This is a genomic window from Haemophilus haemolyticus, from assembly GCF_001008205.1.
Classification (GTDB): Bacteria; Pseudomonadota; Gammaproteobacteria; order Enterobacterales; family Pasteurellaceae; genus Haemophilus; species Haemophilus haemolyticus_Q.
In genome coordinates this window covers 108,698-128,243 of sequence record NZ_LCTK01000006.1, presented here as the reverse complement: position 1 = coordinate 128,243, position 19,546 = coordinate 108,698, and the positions used below count along the sequence as shown (strand labels likewise).

The following is a 19,546-nucleotide window of genomic DNA, read 5'->3' as shown; positions in this document are numbered from 1 at the left end:
TTGTGCAAACCGAACTCCAGCGAGGCTTTATTCTTCATCGTCGCCCTTATAGTGAAACGAGTCTTTTAGTCGATTTGTTTACTGAAGAAAGTGGTCGCCTAACCGTGATCGCCAAGGGCGCACGAGCAAAGCGTTCATCTTGGAAGTCGGTTTTGCAACCTTTCACACCTTTATTGTTGCGTTGGACGGGAAAAAGTTCATTGAAAACCCTTACTAAAGCTGAACCCGCCGCAATTACACTTCCTTTACAACAAACCGCACTTTATAGCGGTTTTTATGTGAATGAGTTATTGACTCGTGTCATTGAGCCTGAAACGCCGAATCTTTCGCTGTTTCAACATTATTTAAAATGCTTAACGGGCTTAGCAACAGAAACCAACGTTGAGCCAACTTTACGTCTTTTTGAATTTCAACTTTTACAAATTCTCGGTTACGGCGTGGATTTTCTGCATTGTGCAGGATCTGGCGAGCCAGTGGATTTCTCAATGACATATCGTTATCGTGAGGAAAAAGGTTTCATTGCATCCTTAGTGAAAGATAATCTCACCTTTTATGGAAGAGATTTGTTAGCCTTTGAAGCCCTTGATTTTTCCGATGAGGCGGTACGTCAAGCGGCAAAACGTTTTACTCGTATTGCACTGAAACCTTATCTTGGCGATAAACCGCTAAAAAGCCGAGAATTATTCACTCAAAATATTTTACTTCTAAAATAATGGTTCTTCTTTATACCCCAAAGCAAAAAACAAAAAATGTTCAAACCATTACGGCTGATATTCTTGATTTAGATTATCAAGGTTTAGGCGTCGCGAAAATTAATGGTAAAACTTGGTTTATTGAAAATGCACTTCCGCACGAAAAAGTGGAATGTCGGATTCTGGAGGATAAACGCCAATATGGGCATGCTACGGCAAAAAAATGGCTAATAAAAAGCCCTGAACGTTTAGAACCTAAATGTGCTCATTTTATGCGTTGTGGTGGTTGCCAAGGGCAACATATTCCTATTGAAATGCAGAGGAACGCGAAAGAATCCGCATTGTTTAAGCGGTTAAGTAAATTACAGTCAGAGCCGATTTCATTTGAACCTATGATTTATGGCGATGCTTGGGCGTATCGTCGTCGTGTGCGTTTGAGTTTATGGTTTAACCCGAGCTCAAAACAAATCGAGATGGGCTTTCGTCAGAAAAATACCAACGATTTAATTACCGTTCAATCTTGCGAAGTGGCAGAACCTGCAATTAATTATTTACTACCTAAATTAACCGCACTTTTAGAACAATTCTCTGCGCCGAAACAGCTTGGGCATATTGAACTTGTGGCGGCCGATAATGGCGTCGCAATGTTGTTACGTTACACCAAAAAACTTGCGGAAATTGACCGCACTTTATTGCTCAAATTTGCTGAACAAGAAAAGTTAATGCTGTTTTTACAAAGCGATGAAAGCATTGAACAAATCTATGGCGATGCACCTTATTATCAATTTTCTAATGGCATAAAATTACATTTTGATATTCGTGATTTTATCCAAGTAAATCGTGCATTAAATGAACGTATGGTCAATACCGCGTTGGATTGGCTTGAATTGAACCAACAGGATTGCGTGCTCGATTTATTTTGTGGTATGGGAAATTTTACGCTCCCTCTCGCCAAACGCGTGAAAAGTGCGGTAGGAATTGAAGGTGTTCTTGAAATGGTACAAAAAGCGGAGCAAAATGCCGCAAGAAACCAAATCAAGAATATTGAATTTTTCCAAGCGGATCTTGACCAATCCTTTGTTGAACAACCTTGGGCTCGTCAGTCGTTCAATAAAATTTTGCTCGATCCTCCACGCAGCGGAGCAGCTTTTGCGTTAAATGCTTTGTGCGAGTTGAAAGCAGAGAAAATTTTATATGTGTCTTGTAATCCGGCAACATTAGTGCGTGATGCGGAAATTTTACGTGATTTTGGCTACAAGATTGAAAAAAGTGCGGTGATAGATATGTTCCCTCATACGGGGCATTTGGAATCGATAACGTTATTCACTACAAAATAACTCGGTTATTCGGTACAATATCCACCCAAAATAAAAGCGACAGGAAGTTGCTTGCTCTTCATCAACAAGGGGGTGTTATGGTTGCTGTTCGTGGTTCTCATTTGTTAAATCCGCAGGATTTTTTGATTGAACAATGGTGCGCTAGCTTAAAACTGGCAGAACAAACAGAAAAAAGTTTGATCGATGCGTGGTATTACGCACGTGACTTAATGAGCACCCATCCCGATGAAATGAAGAATGCTACCTTGATGCTCCAGTCTGGCGTGGAAATGGTAGAAATTTTGCACGAACTTAATATGGATGCGGAAACCTTACTTACTGCAATGTTGTTTCCTATCGTTGCAAATAAATTAACAGACTGGGAAGGCCTAAAAGAAAAATTTGGTGCGAAAATCACTAAATTACTTAAAGGCGTGTTGGAGATGGATAATATCCGTCAACTCAATGCCAGCCATTCTGCTAACGCGTTACAAGTGGATAATGTTCGCCGTATGTTGTTGGCGATGGTGGACGATTTCCGCTGCGTGATCATTAAACTTGCCGAACGCATTACTTTCTTGCGTGATGCAGAGCATCGTTGTGCTGAAGAAGACAAAGTTCTTGCAGCCAAAGAATGTTCTTATATTTATGCCCCTCTTGCCAATCGTCTTGGGATTGGTCAGTTGAAATGGGAGTTAGAAGATTACTGCTTCCGTTATCTCCATCCTGAACAATATCGCGCTATTGCTAAATTATTGCAGGAACGTCGTCTTGATCGTGAACATTACATTGCTGATTTCGTTAACGAGTTGAGCGGTTATTTACGCGAAAATATCGAGCAAGTGGAAGTCTATGGTCGTCCGAAACATATTTACAGTATTTGGCGCAAAATGCAGAAAAAGCATCTTGAGTTTAGCGGTTTATATGATGTAAGAGCGGTCAGAATTATCGTGCAAAAATTGCAAGATTGTTATACCGCACTTGGGATTGTTCATACTCAATTTAAACACTTACCCAAAGAATTTGACGATTATGTCGCGAACCCGAAACCGAACGGTTATCAATCTATTCATACAGTTGTTTTAGGTAAAGGTGGCAAGCCAATTGAAGTGCAAATTCGAACCCAACAAATGCATGATGATGCAGAGTTAGGTGTGGCGGCTCACTGGAAATATAAAGAAGGCAATACAGGCAGTATGTCTGCCTATGAAGAAAAAATTGCATGGTTACGCAAATTGCTAGCTTGGCAAGATGATATTACGGATTCAGGCGAAGTGATGGCAGAGTTGCGTAGCCAAGTGTTTGATGACCGCGTGTATGTGTTTACGCCAAAAGGCGAAGTAGTGGATTTGCCAACGGGATCTACACCATTAGATTTTGCTTATGCAATTCATAGTGAAATTGGTCATCGCTGCATCGGAGCAAAAGTAGCGGGACGTATTGTGCCATTTACCTATCAGCTACAAATGGGTGATCAAATCGATATTATTACCCAGAAAAACCCGAACCCGAGCCGTGACTGGCTAAACCCAAATTTAGGATTTACTCACACTGCAAAATCTCGAGCCAAAATCCAGGCGTGGTTTAAAAAACAAGATCGCGATAAAAATATTCCAGCGGGTAAAGAATTACTCGATAATGAATTAGCGCGTTTAAATTTAAATATTAAGCAAGTGGAACCTTATGCGTTACCACGCTATAACTTGAAAAATTTGGACGATCTTTATGCGGGCATTGGCAGTGGCGATATTCGTTTAAATAACTTAATCAATTTCTTGCAAAGTAAATTGATTAAAGTGACCGCTGAAGAAGCTGATCAAGAGATTTTGCGTCATGTTGCTAATAAAAGTGCGGTGAATTCTCAGCAGAAATCTGAGAAAAAAAATGGCTATGTGATTGTGGAAGGTGTGGGAAACCTTATGCATCATATTGCACGTTGTTGCCAACCTATTCCTGGTGATGCGATTGTTGGTTATATCACAATGGGACGTGGAATTTCTATTCACAGAGCGGATTGTGAACAATTCTTGGATTTGCAAGCTGCTCATCCAGAACGAGTGGTGGAATCTATTTGGGGCGAAAATTACGCAAGTGGGTTTCATATTAATATCCGTATTGTGGCAGGCGATCGCAATGGCTTATTGCGTGATATTACGACGGTTCTGGCAAATGAAAAAATTAGCGTATTAGGGGTCTCAAGCCGTGCTGATACCAAAAAACAGCTTGCTACTATTGATATGGAAATTGAACTCCATAATGTTGAAAGTTTGAGTAAAATATTGGCTCGATTAGCAAAATTAGATGATGTTATCGAAGCGAAACGTTTATAAAAATAGGAAAATTTATGTATAAAACGACGGGGCTAACCCATTTAATCAATTCCACTAAATATTCATTACAAGGCTTAAAAAGTGCGTTTAAAAATGAAACGGCCTTTCGCCACGAATGTTTTTTAGCCTGTATTTTAATTCCTCTTGCTTTCTTTTTAGGCGAAACAAAAATTGAAATTATTTTGATGATTTCTTCTGTTTTGCTTGTGATGGCATTAGAGCTTTTAAACAGTGCGGTGGAAGCTGTCGTTGATCGAATTGGTACAGAACGCCACGAACTTTCAGGACGTGCGAAAGATCAAGGTTCTGCATCGGTATTTATTGCCCTTTGTATTGTCGGTATCGTTTGGGGCGGAATTTTATTCTTCTAGCCCTTCCAAAGTGCGGTAAGTTTTTACCGCATTTTTGATTTATCCAATCACGTCAAAATCATTTATAAAAATAAGGAAAAATATGACCGCACTTTTAAAAATTGGTCTTGTGTCTGTTTCTGATCGTGCATCTGCAGGCGTATATCAAGATCAAGGTATCCCAGAATTACAGGCTTGGTTAGAACAAGCACTTGTCGATCCTTTCCATTTGGAAACAAGATTAATCCCCGATGAGCATCCAGTTATTGAACAAACATTAAAAGAGTTAGTGGATGAACAAGGTTGCCATTTAGTCCTGACAACAGGTGGAACAGGGCCAGCAAAACGCGATGTAACGCCTGATGCAACCCTTGCGGTAGCGGATAGAGAAATGCCGGGTTTTGGCGAACAAATGCGTCAAGTGAGTTTGCATTTTGTGCCCACCGCAATTTTATCCCGCCAAGTGGGTGTGATTCGTAAGGAAAGCTTGATTTTAAATCTTCCAGGTCAGCCTAAAGCGATTAAAGAAACCTTAGAAGGCGTGAAAGATAAAGAAGGAAATGTGCTTGTAAAAGGCATTTTTAGTGCAGTGCCTTATTGTTTGCAACTGATTAACGGCTTATATATTGATACCAAGCCTGAAATCATCGAAAGTTTCCGCCCTAAATCAGCAAGACGTGAAAATCTGGAGAAATAACATGAAAAAAATCGAAGCAATGATCAAACCGTTTAAATTAGACGATGTGCGAGAAAGTCTTTCAGATATTGGTATTTCAGGTATGACAATCACGGAAGTGCGCGGATTTGGTCGCCAAAAAGGTCATACAGAACTTTATCGTGGTGCTGAATATATGGTGGATTTTCTGCCGAAAGTGAAATTGGAAGTAGTGGTTCCTGATGAGCTTGTGGATCAATGTATTGAAGCGATTATTGAAACGGCACAAACAGGTAAAATCGGTGACGGCAAAATTTTTGTTTATAACGTTGAGAGAGCGATCCGCATTCGCACGGGCGAAGAAAACGAGGATGCGATTTAGTGCAAAATAATTTAAATTTACACCGCACTTTGCTTGGCATTGCTTCGGTGATTATTATCTTAGCTGGCGTAAAATTGGCTGCAGAAATTGTGGTGCCATTTTTACTATCGCTATTTATCGCGATAATTTGTTCACCGATGATTAAGGCGATGACGCAACGCCGAATTCCTCATTGGTTAGCCATTACTTTGCTTTTCGTCTTGATTTCTTTGGTGTTTTTCTTCTTAGTCGGGCTGATTAACAGCACTGCAAGAGAATTTACCCAATCAATTCCACAATATAAAGTTTTGCTTTCACAACGTGTGAGTGATTTAACTGGATTGTTGCAACGTTTCAATCTGCCTTTCACGCTTTCGCGTGAAACTATCCAAGAAAATTTTGACCCAAGCATCATTATGAATTTTGTGAGCCGAGTATTGCTGAATTTTTCTGGTGTGGTGAGTAATGTGTTTGTTTTGGTGTTGGTCGTGATTTTTATGCTTGCTGAAGCACCAACGATGAAACATAAATTTGCAATGGTGATTAGTTCAACACCTCATGACGCAGCCAAAGAAGAACGCCATATTGATCGCGTTTTACAAGGCGTAATTGGTTATCTCGGCATTAAAAGTATCACGAGCTTGCTTACTGGCGTTGGTATTTTTATTTTGTTGGAAGCCTGTGGGGTTCAATATGCAATTTTGTGGGCAACCTTGAGTTTCTTGCTGAATTATATTCCGAATATTGGTTCTATCATTGCAGCTATTCCAATTATTGTGCAAGCCTTATTATTGAACGGTTTTGGTGCTGGCTTTGGCGTGGCAGTTGGTGTTATTGCGATCAATATGGTTGTTGGTAACATTATTGAACCTAAAATGATGGGGCAACGATTAGGGCTTTCAACCTTAGTGGTGTTCCTCTCATTATTGTTTTGGGGATGGCTGCTTGGAACCGTGGGAATGCTACTTTCTGTTCCTTTGACGATGGCATTAAAAATTGCCTTGGAGTCGAGTCCCAATACGGCAAAATATGCCTGTCTATTAGGTGATGTTGAAGATTTCAAATAGATTTTATAGAGAAAGTGCGGTGAATTTTCACCGCATTTTTTTTATGATAAGTCTTGCGGATCGACGTCCAAAATTAACCGCACTTGGCTGTTTTTTTCTAGTTCGGCTTGTTGATATTCTCGCAATGCTTTTTGCAACGTCATTCTTGACGGATGTTGCAATAATAACTGCCAGCGATATTGCCCCGCTTTTTTGCTGAACGGCGCAGGCATTGGACCAAGCATTTGTAATCCTGTAATTTGCTTTGATTGAAAAAAATCTGCAATCTGGCTTAAGCAATTTTCTGCAAGATCAGAATGTCGAGCCTGTGCTTTGAATAACGCCTGAAAAGTGAAAGGCGGCAATCCTATTGAATGACGTAATTGTAAGGTTTCTTTTGCAAAAGCTTGGTAGCCATTCGCTAATAACGTGGTAAGCAAAGGGTGATCAGGATAATGTGTTTGTAGCACCACCTCACCTTGTTTATCGGCACGTCCAGCTCGACCAGCAACTTGAATATAAAGTTGAGCTAAACGTTCTTCTGCACGAAAATCCAGTGAAAATAATGCACTATCTACATTCACTAAGGCAACGAGAGTAACATTCGGAAAATGATGTCCTTTCGCCAGCATTTGTGTGCCAATCAAAATTTGGCTTTTGCCTTGTTGAATATCTTCTAAATAACCTTCCAATTTCCCTTTACGCGCAGTGCTATCGCGGTCGATTCGAGCCACAGAATAATTAGGAAATAGCGTTTTCAAGGTTTCTTCTAATTGTTCTGTGCCGAGACCTGTAGTGACTAAATGAGTCGAGCCACAATCACCACATTGTCGAGGAATTGTTTTTTGAGCACCACAATGATGACAACGCAATACATTTTGATGCTGATGATAGGTATAAGGTTTTTCACAATGCGGGCATTGTGCGATCCAACCACATTCATGGCAAAGCAATACGGGCGCAAAGCCACGACGATTTAAGAAAAGCAACACTTGATTGCCTTTTTCGAGGTGAGCTTTCATCCGTTCTAATAAGGGTTTTGAAAGCCCGTTTTGTATGTTTTGATTTTTCAAATCAACAACGAAATGACGAAGTGCGGTAGAATTCCCCGCTCTTTTTGATAAAACTAAATGTTGGTATTTGCCGTTTTGTACATTATTAATACTTTCTAAACTTGGCGTGGCGGAGCCCATTAATACGGCAATATTTAGTTTTTGAGCCAGTACAATCGCCAAGTCTCGCGCGTGATAACGCCAACTGTCTTGCTGTTTGTAAGACGCGTCGTGTTCTTCGTCCAAAATAATTGCACCAAGATTAGAAAATTGCGTGAACAATGCCGATCTCGTGCCAATCACAATGGCACTTTGTCCAGAGCGGGCGCGATCCCATACATAAAGCCGTTGCGTATCGGTTAAATTAGAATGAAGAACATCAATTTCTACGTTGAAACGCGCTTTGAAACGTTGCACCGTTTGTGGTGTTAACCCGATTTCGGGTACAAGCACTAATACTTGCTTACCCGATTTTAAAATTTCTTCAATATACTGCAGATAAATTTCTGTTTTGCCTGAACCAGTTACCCCATCGAGCAGCCATACATTGAAACCAGAATGAAAGATCAGTTGACTAAACGCTAAGGCTTGCTGCTTATTTAAGATTAAGCGATTTTCAGCATTGATAATTGGGTTATTGCCTAAGCTTTGTTGCCAGCTTAGGGGCTTTGTTTGGATAGTAATTTCCTCAATAAACCCTTTGGCTTTTAAGGTTGACCAAATCGCAGAGGAAAAATCATTATTGCCTTTTTCAAGATCAGTTTCAGATAAGCATTGTAGGGCTTCAATTTGCTTTTTTGAGCGTTTTAACAGGCCTTGTTCAAGCGCATTTTTCCCCGCATCTGTAATTCGCCAAAAAGTGCGGTCATTTTTTACCGCACTTTCGCCGTTGCGTAATTTCACAGGCAAGGCTTGAAATAACACATCGCCTAATCCCGCTTGATAATAATTTGCTGCCCAATGAAGCCAATCCCAATAAATGGGGGTAAAGAGTGGTGCTAAATCCAATGGTTGAAGAATAGCTTTGAGCTTATCCTCAGGCACGTCCGATTTTGTCGGAAAACCAGTCACGATGGCGACGCGTTTTTGCGTACCAAAAGGTACAAGAACACGCATACCGATTTGTAATAAAACATCATCGGGGACGAGATAATCAAATAAACGAGGAAGCGGCACAGCCAGTGCCACTCGGACCATTTTCATAATCAACCTTGGGAAAAAATTTGCCCTATTATACGAGAAAAACGTGTATAATCGCCGCCAATTTTTTTTACGAACAAGATTTTTATGACACAAACTTTTGCTGATCAAAAACGTAAAACCGTTGAAACCGCAGAATTTACCGAAGATGGCCGCTATAAACGCAAAGTCCGTAGTTTTGTGCTCCGAACAGGTCGTTTGAGTGAATTTCAGAAAAACATGATGAATGATAATTGGGGAACACTTGGTTTAGATTATCAAACGGAACCTTTTGATTTTGCGAAGATTTACGGCAATGATAATCTGGTTGTATTAGAAATTGGCTTTGGAATGGGAAAATCGCTTGTGGATATGGCTTTTGCTAATCCTGACAAGAATTATCTTGGCATTGAAGTTCATACTCCGGGTGTTGGTGCTTGTATTGCTTATGCAGTGGAAAAAGGTGTGACGAATTTACGCGTGATTTGTCATGATGCCACGGAAATTTTACGTGACAGTATTGCAGATGGTGCGCTTGGCGGTTTGCAGTTATTTTTCCCAGATCCTTGGCATAAAGCAAAACATCATAAACGTCGTATTGTTCAACCGCACTTTGTGGCACAAGTTGTACAAAAATTAGGTGGAAATGGTTTTATCCATATGGCGACAGACTGGGAAAATTATGCTGAGCAAATGCTAGAAGTATTAAGCGCAAACATCGATTTAGTGAATACCTCGAAAAATGGTGATTATATTCCAAGACCAGATTTTAGACCTTTAACTAAATTTGAAGCCAGAGGCCACAGACTTGGTCATGGTGTTTGGGATTTATACTTTGTGAAGAAATAAGCCTATTTTGGGCAAATTAACTTTTGGGTGAAGATTGATGTTGGGGAAATCCGATGCCAAATTCACGAATTTAATATAGAATACTGATTTGAATACGGCCTTAATAGGAGAAATACCATGTCTAAATCTTACAATCAACGTCAACGCAAAAAACTTCACCTCGCTGAATTTCAAGAACTTGGTTTTCTTGTAAATTTCCAATTTGCAGAAGGTACTGCGATTGAAACTGTGGATGAAATCGTTGATCGTTTTATTAACGAAGTGATTCAACCAAATGGTCTAGCTTATGAAGGTAGCGGGTATTTACATTGGGAAGGTTTAGTTTGCCTAGAAAAAATTGGTAAATGTGATGAAAGCCACCGTGAAACTGTGAAAAAATGGTTAGAAACAAATGGTTTGCAACAAATTGAAGTAAGCGAATTATTTGATATTTGGTGGGAATATCCAGCAAAAGCAGAGTAATTTGATTTAAAAACAGCATGGCATAAATCGCGGTGCTGTTTTATTAAAAATATTAGCGAAATTCACCACGCTTTAGATTTTTTGATCTATCACAAATAAAGCTCAATAATTTAACGATCTACCCATTTTAGGTAGTTTATATTGTAGCTGTTGCGTCGCATAATTCTACACCTTAAAAAAGCATTTGTTTATTTATTCACAAAAGGCACGCTCGATGACCGTTGAAAACTTACCCCGCAGACAGTTTTTACGAGGTAAATTCTTAACGTCTTTACATTCAGAAAATGAGCAAAAACAAGGCTTTGATGGAATTCGCCCACCTTGGGCTATGGAAAATTCTATTTTTGTGGAGCAATGTACTCGCTGTGGCGATTGTCTTTCTGTTTGTGAAACCAATATTTTGGTGAAAGGCGATGGAGGCTTTCCAGAAGTTCGTTTTGATAATGGCGAATGTACTTTTTGTGGAAAATGCGTAGATGTGTGTAAACAACCTATTTTTCATTCTCGTGATGAAAAACCTTGGTTACACAAAATCGAAATTGGCATGGCTTGTTTAAGCCAACATCGCATTGAGTGCCGTTCTTGCCAAGACAGTTGCCCGATGAGAGCAATTAGTTTTCGTCTGCAAATGGGTGGAGTGGCGCAGCCTTTAGTGAATACGGATGTTTGTAACGGCTGTGGGGCTTGTTTACAGGGGTGTCTGGTGAATGCGATTAAAATTAGTTATCTAAAACAAAATGAGTAATACAAATTTATCTCTGGAAAGCGCAAAAGATTGGCATGTTGTTGGGCTAATTGTTCAAGGTAATCCGGAAAAATTTGCGGCAATTCGAACCGCACTTTTAGCGATTGAGCATACTGAAATTCCAACTTTTGATGAAAAATTTGGAAAGATGGTCGTAGTGATGCAATCGCATGATCAACATATTCTGCTAGATAATATGGAAAGCGTGAAAGACATTGATGGTGTTATTAATGTGTCATTGGTGTATCACGAGCAAGACGAGCAGAAGAAATAAATTACTATAACAATACCTTTATTCTCTTGTAAGCAAGGGAAATACTTAAAAGATAAAGGAAAAGTTTTTTCTCTTATCGTAAGGCTAATGCCTTATAGGTGTGTAAAAAAGTTTACATTTAATAATAAATCAGTGTTTAACGTGGGGGAAACGCGATGAGTTTAAGTCGTCGAGACTTTATGAAAGCCAACGCAGCTGTAGCTGCGGCAACGGCTGCGGGGCTAACCATCCCAGTCAAAAATGTGGTTGCGGCTGAATCCGAAATTAAATGGGACAAAGCAGTATGTCGTTTCTGTGGTACCGGTTGTGCAGTATTAGTGGGTACTAAAGATGGACGTGTTGTGGCATCTCAAGGCGATCCAGATGCAGAAGTAAACCGTGGTTTAAACTGTATTAAAGGTTACTTCTTACCGAAAATTATGTACGGTAAAGACCGTGTAACTCAGCCACTTTTACGTATGACAAACGGAAAATTTGATAAGAACGGCGATTTTACGCCTGTTTCTTGGGATTTTGCGTTCAAAACAATGGCTGAAAAATTCAAAGAAGCTTTCAAAAAGAACGGTCAAAATGCAGTAGGTATGTTCAGTTCTGGTCAGTCTACCATTTGGGAAGGCTACGCGAAGAACAAACTTTGGAAAGCAGGTTTCCGTTCTAACAACGTAGACCCGAATGCACGTCACTGTATGGCATCGGCGGCAGTTGCGTTTATGCGTACCTTCGGTATGGATGAACCTATGGGTTGTTATAACGACATTGAACATGCAGATGCTTTCGTTCTTTGGGGCTCAAATATGGCGGAAATGCACCCAATTTTGTGGTCTCGTATTACTGATCGCCGTATTTCTAATCCTGATGTTCGTGTAACTGTACTTTCTACTTACGAGCATCGTAGTTTCGAACTTGCTGATCACGGTTTGGTATTTACACCACAAACCGATTTGGCGATCATGAACTACATCATCAATTATTTAATTCAGAACAATGCTGTAAACCACGATTTTGTGAACAAACACACTAAATTCAAACGTGGTGAAACCAATATTGGTTACGGTTTACGTCCTGAAAATCCATTAGAAAAAGATACTAACCGTAAAACTGCGGGCAAAATGTATGATTCTTCTTTCGAAGAATTAAAACAAATTGTGTCTGAATATACACTTGAAAAAGTATCTGAAATGTCTGGTGTGGATAAGACTCAACTTGAAACTTTAGCAAAACTTTATGCTGATCCAAGCAAAAAAGTGGTGTCTTTCTGGACAATGGGCTTCAACCAACACACTCGTGGTGTGTGGGCAAACCAACTAATTTATAATATCCACTTATTAACTGGGAAAATCTCACTTCCAGGTTGTGGACCATTCTCATTAACAGGTCAACCTTCTGCTTGTGGCACAGCGCGTGAAGTTGGTTCATTCCCTCATCGTTTACCGGCAGACTTAGTGGTAACTAATCCTAAACACCGTGAAACAGCGGAACGTATTTGGAAATTACCAAAAGGTACGGTTTCTGAAAAAGTTGGTTTGGACACAATTGCACAAGATCGTGCAATGAACGATGGTAAAATGAATGTGCTATGGCAAATGTGTAACAACAATATGCAAGCTGGTCCAAACATTAATCAAGATCGTTTACCAGGCTGGCGTAAAGAAGGCAACTTCGTTGTTGTATCCGATCCTTATCCAACTGTATCCGCACTTTCTGCTGACTTAATTCTTCCAACTGCAATGTGGGTAGAAAAAGAAGGTGCTTACGGTAATGCGGAACGTCGTACTCAATTCTGGCGTCAACAAGTAAAAGCACCAGGTGAATCAAAATCAGACTTATGGCAATTAATGGAGTTTGCAAAATACTTCACAACTGATGAAATGTGGACAGAAGAATTACTTGCACAAATGCCTGAATATAGAGGTAAAACTTTATATGATGTACTCTTCAGAAATGGTCAAGTAGATAAATTCCCGTTAAGCGAACTTGCTGAAGGCCAATTAAACGACGAATCAGAACACTTTGGTTACTATGTACACAAAGGTTTATTTGAAGAATATGCTGAATTTGGTCGCGGTCATGGCCATGACTTGGCTCCGTTTGAAATGTATCACAAAGCGCGTGGTTTACGCTGGCCGGTTGTCGAAGGTAAAGAAACCTTATGGCGTTACCGTGAAGGCTACGATCCGTACGTTAAAGAAGGTGAAGGTGTGGCATTCTACGGTTATCCAGACAAGAAAGCGATTATTCTTGCGGTACCTTATGAGCCTGCAGCTGAGTCTCCAGATAAAGAATATGATTTATGGTTATCTACTGGTCGCGTTCTAGAGCATTGGCATACTGGTACTATGACTCGTCGTGTGCCTGAATTACACCGTGCTATGCCGAATAACCTTGTTTGGATGCACCCATTAGATGCTGAAGCTCGTGGTTTACGCCATGGCGATAAAATTAAGATTTCATCTCGTCGAGGCGAAATGATTTCTTACTTAGATACTCGCGGACGTAATAAACCACCTCGTGGCTTAGTATTTACCACTTTCTTTGATGCTGGTCAGCTTGCAAATAGCTTAACGCTAGATGCGACAGACCCAATTTCAAAAGAAACCGACTTCAAAAAATGTGCGGTAAAAGTGGAAAAGGCTGCGTAAAAACCATGTAAAAATCAACCGCACTTTATTTTCCCTTATTAATAAAAGAGGAGGATGAAAGTGCGGTTAAAATCTAAAAGAAAATGAAGAAACCAGCACTCAATCCTGAACGTAGAAAATTTCTCAAAGAAGCAACCCGTACTGCGGGTGGTTTAGCTGGTGTTGGGATTTTGTTGGGATTGCAGCAAAATCAAAGTCTTGCTCGCGAAGGTGTGCCATTACGCCCGCCGTTTGCTTTGCAAGATGCGAAAGCGTTTTCTGCCGCTTGTATTCGTTGTGGGCAATGTGTTCAAGCCTGTCCTTATGACATGCTGCATTTAGCATCTTTATTATCGCCAGTAGAAGCGGGAACACCGTATTTTATTGCGCGTGATAAACCTTGCGAAATGTGCCCTGACATTCCTTGTGCTCATGCTTGTCCAACAGGCGCGCTTGATCGTAATGCGACAAATATTAATGAGTCGCGTATGGGGCTGTCAGTATTGTTAGACCACGAAACTTGCTTGAACTGGCAAGGGTTACGTTGCGATGTTTGTTATCGGGTTTGTCCATTAATCGATAAAGCGATTACATTGGAAAAACAACATAATCCACGTTCTGATAAGCATGCGTTATTTATTCCAACAGTACATTCTGACGCCTGTACCGGATGTGGAAAATGTGAGCAAGCTTGTGTGTTAGAAGAGGCTGCGATTAAGGTTTTACCAATGGATCTTGCAAAAGGTATGTTAGGTAAACATTATCGTTTAAGCTGGGAAGAAAAAGCGAAAGCTGGCCATTCTCTTGCGCCTAAAGATATGATTTCGTTGCCGACTCGCACTCCAGAAGGAGCAACTGTAATTCTTGAACCGGCAGAACCCGTGCTTGCACCTATTTTAGGGAGTGGCAAATAATGGCAAATACACCAAAATTTGCAGGTAAAGAATCGCGAGAAAAATGGGGCTGGTGGTATGCAAACCGCTTTTTGTTTTGGCGTCGACTAAGCCAACTTAGCATTCTTGCGATGTTTTTAAGCGGTCCTTATTTTGGCGTGTGGATTTTAAAAGGCAATTATAGTGGAAGCTTATTGCTCGATACTATTCCATTAAGCGACCCTTTAATTACAGCAGAAAGCTTGGCTGCAAGACATTTACCTGATGCTCTCACCTTGATTGGTGCAGCAATTATTGTGTTATTCTACGCAGTACTTGGTAGTAAAGTATTTTGTGGTTGGGTATGTCCGCTAAATGTTGTGACGGACTGTGCTGCGTGGCTACGCCGTAAGTTAGGCATTCGCCAAACGGCAAAAATTTCGCGCGGTTTACGTTATGGCATTCTTGCGCTTATTTTACTAGGCAGTTGCGTAAGCGGAATGTTGCTTTGGGAGTGGGTTAATCCAGTGGCTGCACTTGGCCGTGCCTTCATATTTGGCTTTGGTGCAACAGGCTGGCTATTGCTTGTTATTTTTCTTTTTGATTTATTGATTGCAGAACATGGCTGGTGTGGACACCTTTGCCCAATTGGTGCTGCTTATGGTGTGATTGGTGCAAAAAGTTTAATCCGTATCAAAGTGATTGATCGTGCAAAATGCGATAATTGTATGGATTGTTACAATGTTTGTCCCGAAGCCCAAGTGTTACGTTCACCTTTACATGGAAAAAAAGACGAAAGCCTACTTGTGCTTTCCAAAGATTGCATCAGCTGCGGACGTTGTATTGACGTTTGCGCTGAAAAAGTTTTTAAATTTTCGACCAGATTCGATCATTCAGGGGAGTGATTAATATGACTAAACAGGTATCTAAAATTTTAGCGGGATTATTTACCGCACTTTTTGCTGGCTCACTGATGGCATCTGATGCACCAGCAGTGGGAAAAGATTTAACTCAAGCGGCAGAAAATATTGCTCCAGCATTTCATAATGCACCGCGTCAAGGTGAATTACCAGCATTAAACTATGTAAACCAACCTCCAATGGTTCCACATAGTGTTGCAAATTATCAAGTGACAAAAAATGCGAACCAATGTTTAAATTGTCACAGCCCAGAAAATTCTCGTTTGAGTGGTGCAACTCGAATCAGCCCAACTCACTTTATGGATCGTGATGGTAAAGTGGGTTCAAGCTCATCACCACGTCGTTATTTCTGTTTACAATGTCACGTTTCTCAATCAAACGTAGATCCGATTGTTCCAAATGATTTCAAACCGATGAAAGGTTACGGAAACTAATTTAAGAGGTCTATATGTCTGAGAAAAAACCAAATATCTTAAAGCGTTTCTGGCAATGGTTTAGAAAACCAAGCCGTATGGCGATAGGTACGATTATTATTTTATCAGCTATCGGTGGTATTCTTTCTTGGGTTGGTTTTAACTATGGTCTAGAGAAAACTAACACTGAGCAGTTCTGTGCGAGTTGTCATACCCAAGATGCTTATCCAGAATATTTACATAGCGTGCATTATCAAACTCGTACAGGTGTGGGCGCAAGTTGTCCAGACTGCCATGTGCCGCATGAATTTGGCCCTAAAATAAAACGTAAAATTGTTGCGGCGAAAGAAGTATTTGCTCACTACACTGGAAAAGTGGATACATTAGAAAAATTCAATGCGCATCGTTTAGAAATGGCTGAAAACGAATGGGCTCGTATGAAAGCTAATGATTCTAAAGAATGCCGTAACTGTCATAAAGTAGATCGTATGAACTTTAACGATCAACGTTCTGTGGCTGCACGTATGCATGAAAAAATGAAGACTGAAGGTAAAACTTGTATCGACTGTCACAAAGGTATTGCACACCAACTACCAGATATGAGTGGCGTTGAGTCAGGATTCAAAGACGAGAAATAATTTTCTCAAAATATTGTGAAAAAATACCGCGCTTATCTAATAAGTGCGGTATTTTTATTTTGTGTTTATACAAGATAATCTATTGATGTTAGTCTTTATTTAAAGCCTATTTTTCAGTAAACTTAGCAAGTTTTGTTGAATTATTAAAATATTACTTAAAATTTAGGAATTTATTGTGGCTCACCGAGATTTTGCCGCACGTCGCGGTTCAAATAATAAGAAAAAAACAAAAAAGAATAAGAATATTCTGATTATCCTCGCTTTAGTCATTGTGTTGGCTTTTGGCGTAGGGCTTTATTTGTTGAAAAATAAAAATAGCGAAGCTGTAGTGCAACAGGCTGCGACACAACAAGAAAAAACGCAACCTAAAAGTGTCTTACCTAATCGCCCAGAGGAAGTTTGGAGTTATATCAAAGCATTAGAAACTCGAACTGTTCCTGTTGATAATAAACCTACAAGCGTAGAGCAAAATATGCGCTTAACCGAAGAACAACGCCAAGTTCTAGTGCAAATGGAAAAAGAACAACAAGCTGCGGAGGAAGCTCGTAAATTAGCGGAGCAACAACGTGCGGTAGAAACGGCGAAAGATCAACAAGTTCAAGCTACGCCAAAAATAGAGCAAGAGAAAAAGCCTGAAGCAGTAAAAACAGAAATTGTAAAATCTGAACCGGTTAAAAAACAAGAACTGCCAAAAATTGAGACGGCTAAAAAAATTGAGCAACCTAAAACTGCAGATAATCCGAATGGTGGTAAAAAATTTGGTTTGCAATGTGGCGCTTTCAAAAATAGAGCGCAAGCTGAAAATTTGCAAGGACGCTTATCAATGACTGGTTTAAATGCACAGGTGCAAGTGAATGGTGAATGGAACCGTGTTCGTGTTGGTGGATTTGCTAGTCGAGATGCTGCAGTGCAAGCACAAAGTAAAACCAAAAGTGTAGCAGACTGTGTTGTGATTGGTATGTAATGATAATCTAACATTGTTGAATTATCTTAATACGTTAAATCCCTATCATTGAAATAAAAAAATTCCAACTAAAAGTGCGGTGCAATTAGTTGGGATTTTTTCATTAAGGATTATTACAAAATAATCATATCATCACGATGCATTGCCACCGCACCGTATTCATAGCCTAAAACATTTTCAATGTCTGCTGATTTTCGGCCCTTAATTAGTTGTAGGGCATCGCTATTATAGCGTGGCATACCTAGCGCAATGTCTTTACCCGATTGAGTGCGTATTTTGATTACTTCACCACGCGAAAAACGTCCTTCCACGTTAACAATGCCAGCTGGTAATAAGGATTTATTTTGTTCAAGAATAGCGTTTTGGGCTCCTTCATCAACAGTGATGATGCCTGCAGATGGCGCAGCGAAAAGCCATTGTTTGCGGCTTTCTAATCGATCAGATTGGTGTGCAATAAATTTTGTACCAATATTTTGTTCATAAGCAAGATCTGCGATCACATTTGGGCGATTACCTGGTGCAATAATTGTTTCAATTCCAGAGCGAGTGGCAACATCGGCAGCAATGATTTTAGTCATCATTCCACCTGTACCAAGATTAGTCCCACTGCCACCAGCGATTGAGCGAATATGATCAGTGATTTGTTCTACAACTGGAATTAATTTTGCTTCAGAATTTTTACGCGGATCACTATCAAATAAACCTTGTTGATCAGTCAATAAATAAAGCTGTTCTGCTTGAACAAGAATTGCGACTAATGCAGATAAATTGTCATTATCGCCTACTTTAATTTCTGCGGTTGCCACCGCATCATTTTCATTAATCACAGGAATAATATGATTATCTAAAAGTGCGTGTAAAGTATCTCGCGCATTTAAAAAACGTTCGCGATCTTCAATATCGGCACGAGTTAATAAAAGTTGTCCGATATGAATATCATAAATAGCAAATAATTTTTCCCAAGCCTGAATTAATTGGCTCTGACCAACCGCTGCAAGTAGTTGCTTTGAGGCAATTGTGGGGGGTAATTGAGGATGATTTAGATAATGGCGACCCGCTGCAATAGCGCCAGAAGTAACGATCACTATACGAAATCCATCATTATGCAGTTTTGCAATTTGACGAACGATTTCCATCATGTGCGGTGAATTCAGTTTTGGCGAACCCTGCGTTAGGGTACTTGTACCAAATTTCACTACGATTGTTTTTTTGTTCATAGTCGTTTCCAAAGTTCTTAAAATTGACATTAACGTTATCACTAAATCAATGAAAAATCACCTAATATCAGGTATAGTAACGGCAAATTTTAGGGGGATTTATGACATTTAGTTTAATTGTCGCGACGACATTAAATAGCGTGATTGGTAAAGATAACCAAATGCCTTGGCACTTGCCTGCAGATTTAGCATGGTTTCGCCAGAATACGACTGGCAAACCAGTCATCATGGGGCGTAAAACGTTTGAAAGTATTGGTCGCCCGTTACCTAAACGCACTAATATCGTACTTTCTCGTCAGCCTTTTGAACACGAAGGTGTGGTATGGAAAGATAGCTTTGAAAGTGCGGTAGATTTTGTCAGAGATTTTGATGAAATTATGTTGATTGGTGGGGGAGAGTTATTTAAACAATATTTGCCACAAGCAGATAAGTTATACCTTACTCAAATTCAGGCAGAACTAGATGGTGATACATTTTTCCCTCAATTGAATTGGGATGAGTGGAAAATTGAATTTGACGAATATCGCAAGGCGGATGAACAAAATCGCTATGATTGTCGATTTTTGATTCTTATACGAAAATAAATTAATGAG

Annotated in this window: 19 protein-coding genes and 1 pseudogene; 18 read left to right on the top strand and 2 right to left on the bottom strand. The window is 39.9% G+C overall.

What is annotated here, in order from left to right; all coding sequences use genetic code 11:
* Positions 1–2 precede the first annotated feature (2 nt).
* The 7 genes from recO (at position 3) to AAX18_RS01910 (ending at position 6,771) form a co-directional block, all read left to right on the top strand.
* Complete coding sequence (gene recO, locus AAX18_RS01940) at positions 3–713, top strand: DNA repair protein RecO (RefSeq protein ID WP_005627045.1); 711 nt, start codon at positions 3–5, stop codon at positions 711–713.
* The gene (rlmD, locus tag AAX18_RS01935) at positions 713–2,029 is read left to right on the top strand and encodes a 23S rRNA (uracil(1939)-C(5))-methyltransferase RlmD (RefSeq protein WP_005627044.1); all 1,317 of its coding nucleotides are present in this window, start codon (positions 713–715) and stop codon (positions 2,027–2,029) included. Before recO ends, rlmD begins: the two co-directional genes overlap by 1 nt.
* Positions 2,030–2,106: 77 nt before the next feature.
* The gene (gene relA, locus AAX18_RS01930; protein ID WP_046952778.1) at positions 2,107–4,338 is read left to right on the top strand and encodes a GTP diphosphokinase; all 2,232 of its coding nucleotides are present in this window, start codon (positions 2,107–2,109) and stop codon (positions 4,336–4,338) included.
* 14 nt (positions 4,339–4,352) lie between these two features.
* Positions 4,353–4,709, top strand: coding sequence for a diacylglycerol kinase (locus tag AAX18_RS01925; RefSeq protein ID WP_005627042.1), 357 nt, complete (start codon positions 4,353–4,355; stop codon positions 4,707–4,709).
* An 82-nt stretch (positions 4,710–4,791) separates the two neighbouring features.
* Positions 4,792–5,385: a molybdopterin adenylyltransferase gene (gene mog / locus AAX18_RS01920; RefSeq protein WP_046952777.1), complete on the top strand. Its 594-nt coding sequence runs from the start codon at positions 4,792–4,794 to the stop codon at positions 5,383–5,385.
* Position 5,386: 1 nt separating this feature from the next.
* On the top strand, positions 5,387–5,725 hold the full coding sequence (gene glnB, locus AAX18_RS01915; RefSeq protein ID WP_005627040.1) for a nitrogen regulatory protein P-II: 339 nt from the start codon (positions 5,387–5,389) through the stop codon (positions 5,723–5,725).
* Entirely contained in the window at positions 5,725–6,771 is a 1,047-nt protein-coding gene (locus AAX18_RS01910; RefSeq protein WP_046952776.1) for an AI-2E family transporter, read from the top strand. Before glnB ends, AAX18_RS01910 begins: the two co-directional genes overlap by 1 nt.
* Before the next feature lie 41 nt (positions 6,772–6,812).
* Here AAX18_RS01910 and priA read toward each other — a convergent pair whose 3' ends face one another.
* Positions 6,813–9,005, bottom strand: a complete 2,193-nt coding sequence (gene priA, locus AAX18_RS01905; protein WP_046952775.1) for a primosomal protein N' — start codon at positions 9,003–9,005, stop codon at positions 6,813–6,815.
* 84 nt (positions 9,006–9,089) lie between these two features.
* Here priA and trmB point away from each other — a divergent pair, with 84 nt between their 5' ends.
* The 10 genes and pseudogenes from trmB to ftsN all read left to right on the top strand — a co-directional run bounded on the left by trmB (position 9,090) and on the right by ftsN (position 17,736).
* Positions 9,090–9,830 (top strand): tRNA (guanosine(46)-N7)-methyltransferase TrmB, encoded by a 741-nt coding sequence (gene trmB / locus AAX18_RS01900; protein ID WP_046952774.1) that lies wholly within the window; start codon positions 9,090–9,092, stop codon positions 9,828–9,830.
* Positions 9,831–9,947: 117 nt separating this feature from the next.
* Positions 9,948–10,292 (top strand): YggL family protein, encoded by a 345-nt coding sequence (locus tag AAX18_RS01895; RefSeq protein WP_005632159.1) that lies wholly within the window; start codon positions 9,948–9,950, stop codon positions 10,290–10,292.
* Between the two features lie 214 nt (positions 10,293–10,506).
* A complete protein-coding gene (gene napF / locus AAX18_RS01890) occupies positions 10,507–11,037 on the top strand; it encodes a ferredoxin-type protein NapF (protein ID WP_046952773.1) in 531 nt (176 codons plus the stop codon).
* The gene (locus AAX18_RS01885) at positions 11,030–11,311 is read left to right on the top strand and encodes a chaperone NapD (protein ID WP_046952772.1); all 282 of its coding nucleotides are present in this window, start codon (positions 11,030–11,032) and stop codon (positions 11,309–11,311) included. The genes napF and AAX18_RS01885 overlap by 8 nt, the downstream gene beginning before the upstream one ends.
* 155 nt (positions 11,312–11,466) lie before the next feature.
* Positions 11,467–13,950: a nitrate reductase catalytic subunit NapA gene (gene napA, locus AAX18_RS01880; protein ID WP_046952771.1), complete on the top strand. Its 2,484-nt coding sequence runs from the start codon at positions 11,467–11,469 to the stop codon at positions 13,948–13,950.
* A gap of 54 nt (positions 13,951–14,004) precedes the next feature.
* Positions 14,005–14,843: pseudogene (napG, locus tag AAX18_RS01875) on the top strand (ferredoxin-type protein NapG).
* Positions 14,843–15,706, top strand: a complete 864-nt coding sequence (gene napH / locus AAX18_RS01870) for a quinol dehydrogenase ferredoxin subunit NapH (protein WP_005635182.1) — start codon at positions 14,843–14,845, stop codon at positions 15,704–15,706. The pseudogene napG and the gene napH overlap by 1 nt, the downstream one beginning before the upstream one ends.
* Positions 15,707–15,711: 5 nt before the next feature.
* Positions 15,712–16,155 carry a nitrate reductase cytochrome c-type subunit gene (locus tag AAX18_RS01865; protein WP_005636511.1) on the top strand — a complete coding sequence of 148 codons (444 nt, stop codon included), beginning with the start codon at positions 15,712–15,714 and terminating at the stop codon, positions 16,153–16,155.
* A gap of 14 nt (positions 16,156–16,169) precedes the next feature.
* A complete protein-coding gene (locus tag AAX18_RS01860) occupies positions 16,170–16,772 on the top strand; it encodes a cytochrome c3 family protein (protein WP_046952769.1) in 603 nt (200 codons plus the stop codon).
* Between the two features lie 175 nt (positions 16,773–16,947).
* Entirely contained in the window at positions 16,948–17,736 is a 789-nt protein-coding gene (ftsN, locus tag AAX18_RS01855) for a cell division protein FtsN (RefSeq protein WP_046952768.1), read from the top strand.
* A gap of 113 nt (positions 17,737–17,849) precedes the next feature.
* Here the strand turns inward: ftsN and proB are convergent, their stop codons facing one another.
* Positions 17,850–18,953: a glutamate 5-kinase gene (proB, locus tag AAX18_RS01850; RefSeq protein ID WP_046952767.1), complete on the bottom strand. Its 1,104-nt coding sequence runs from the start codon at positions 18,951–18,953 to the stop codon at positions 17,850–17,852.
* Positions 18,954–19,054: 101 nt separating this feature from the next.
* On the opposite strand from proB, the gene folA reads away from it, so the two are divergent.
* A complete protein-coding gene (folA, locus tag AAX18_RS01845) occupies positions 19,055–19,537 on the top strand; it encodes a type 3 dihydrofolate reductase (RefSeq protein WP_046952766.1) in 483 nt (160 codons plus the stop codon).
* The last annotated feature ends 9 nt before the right edge of the window (positions 19,538–19,546 follow it).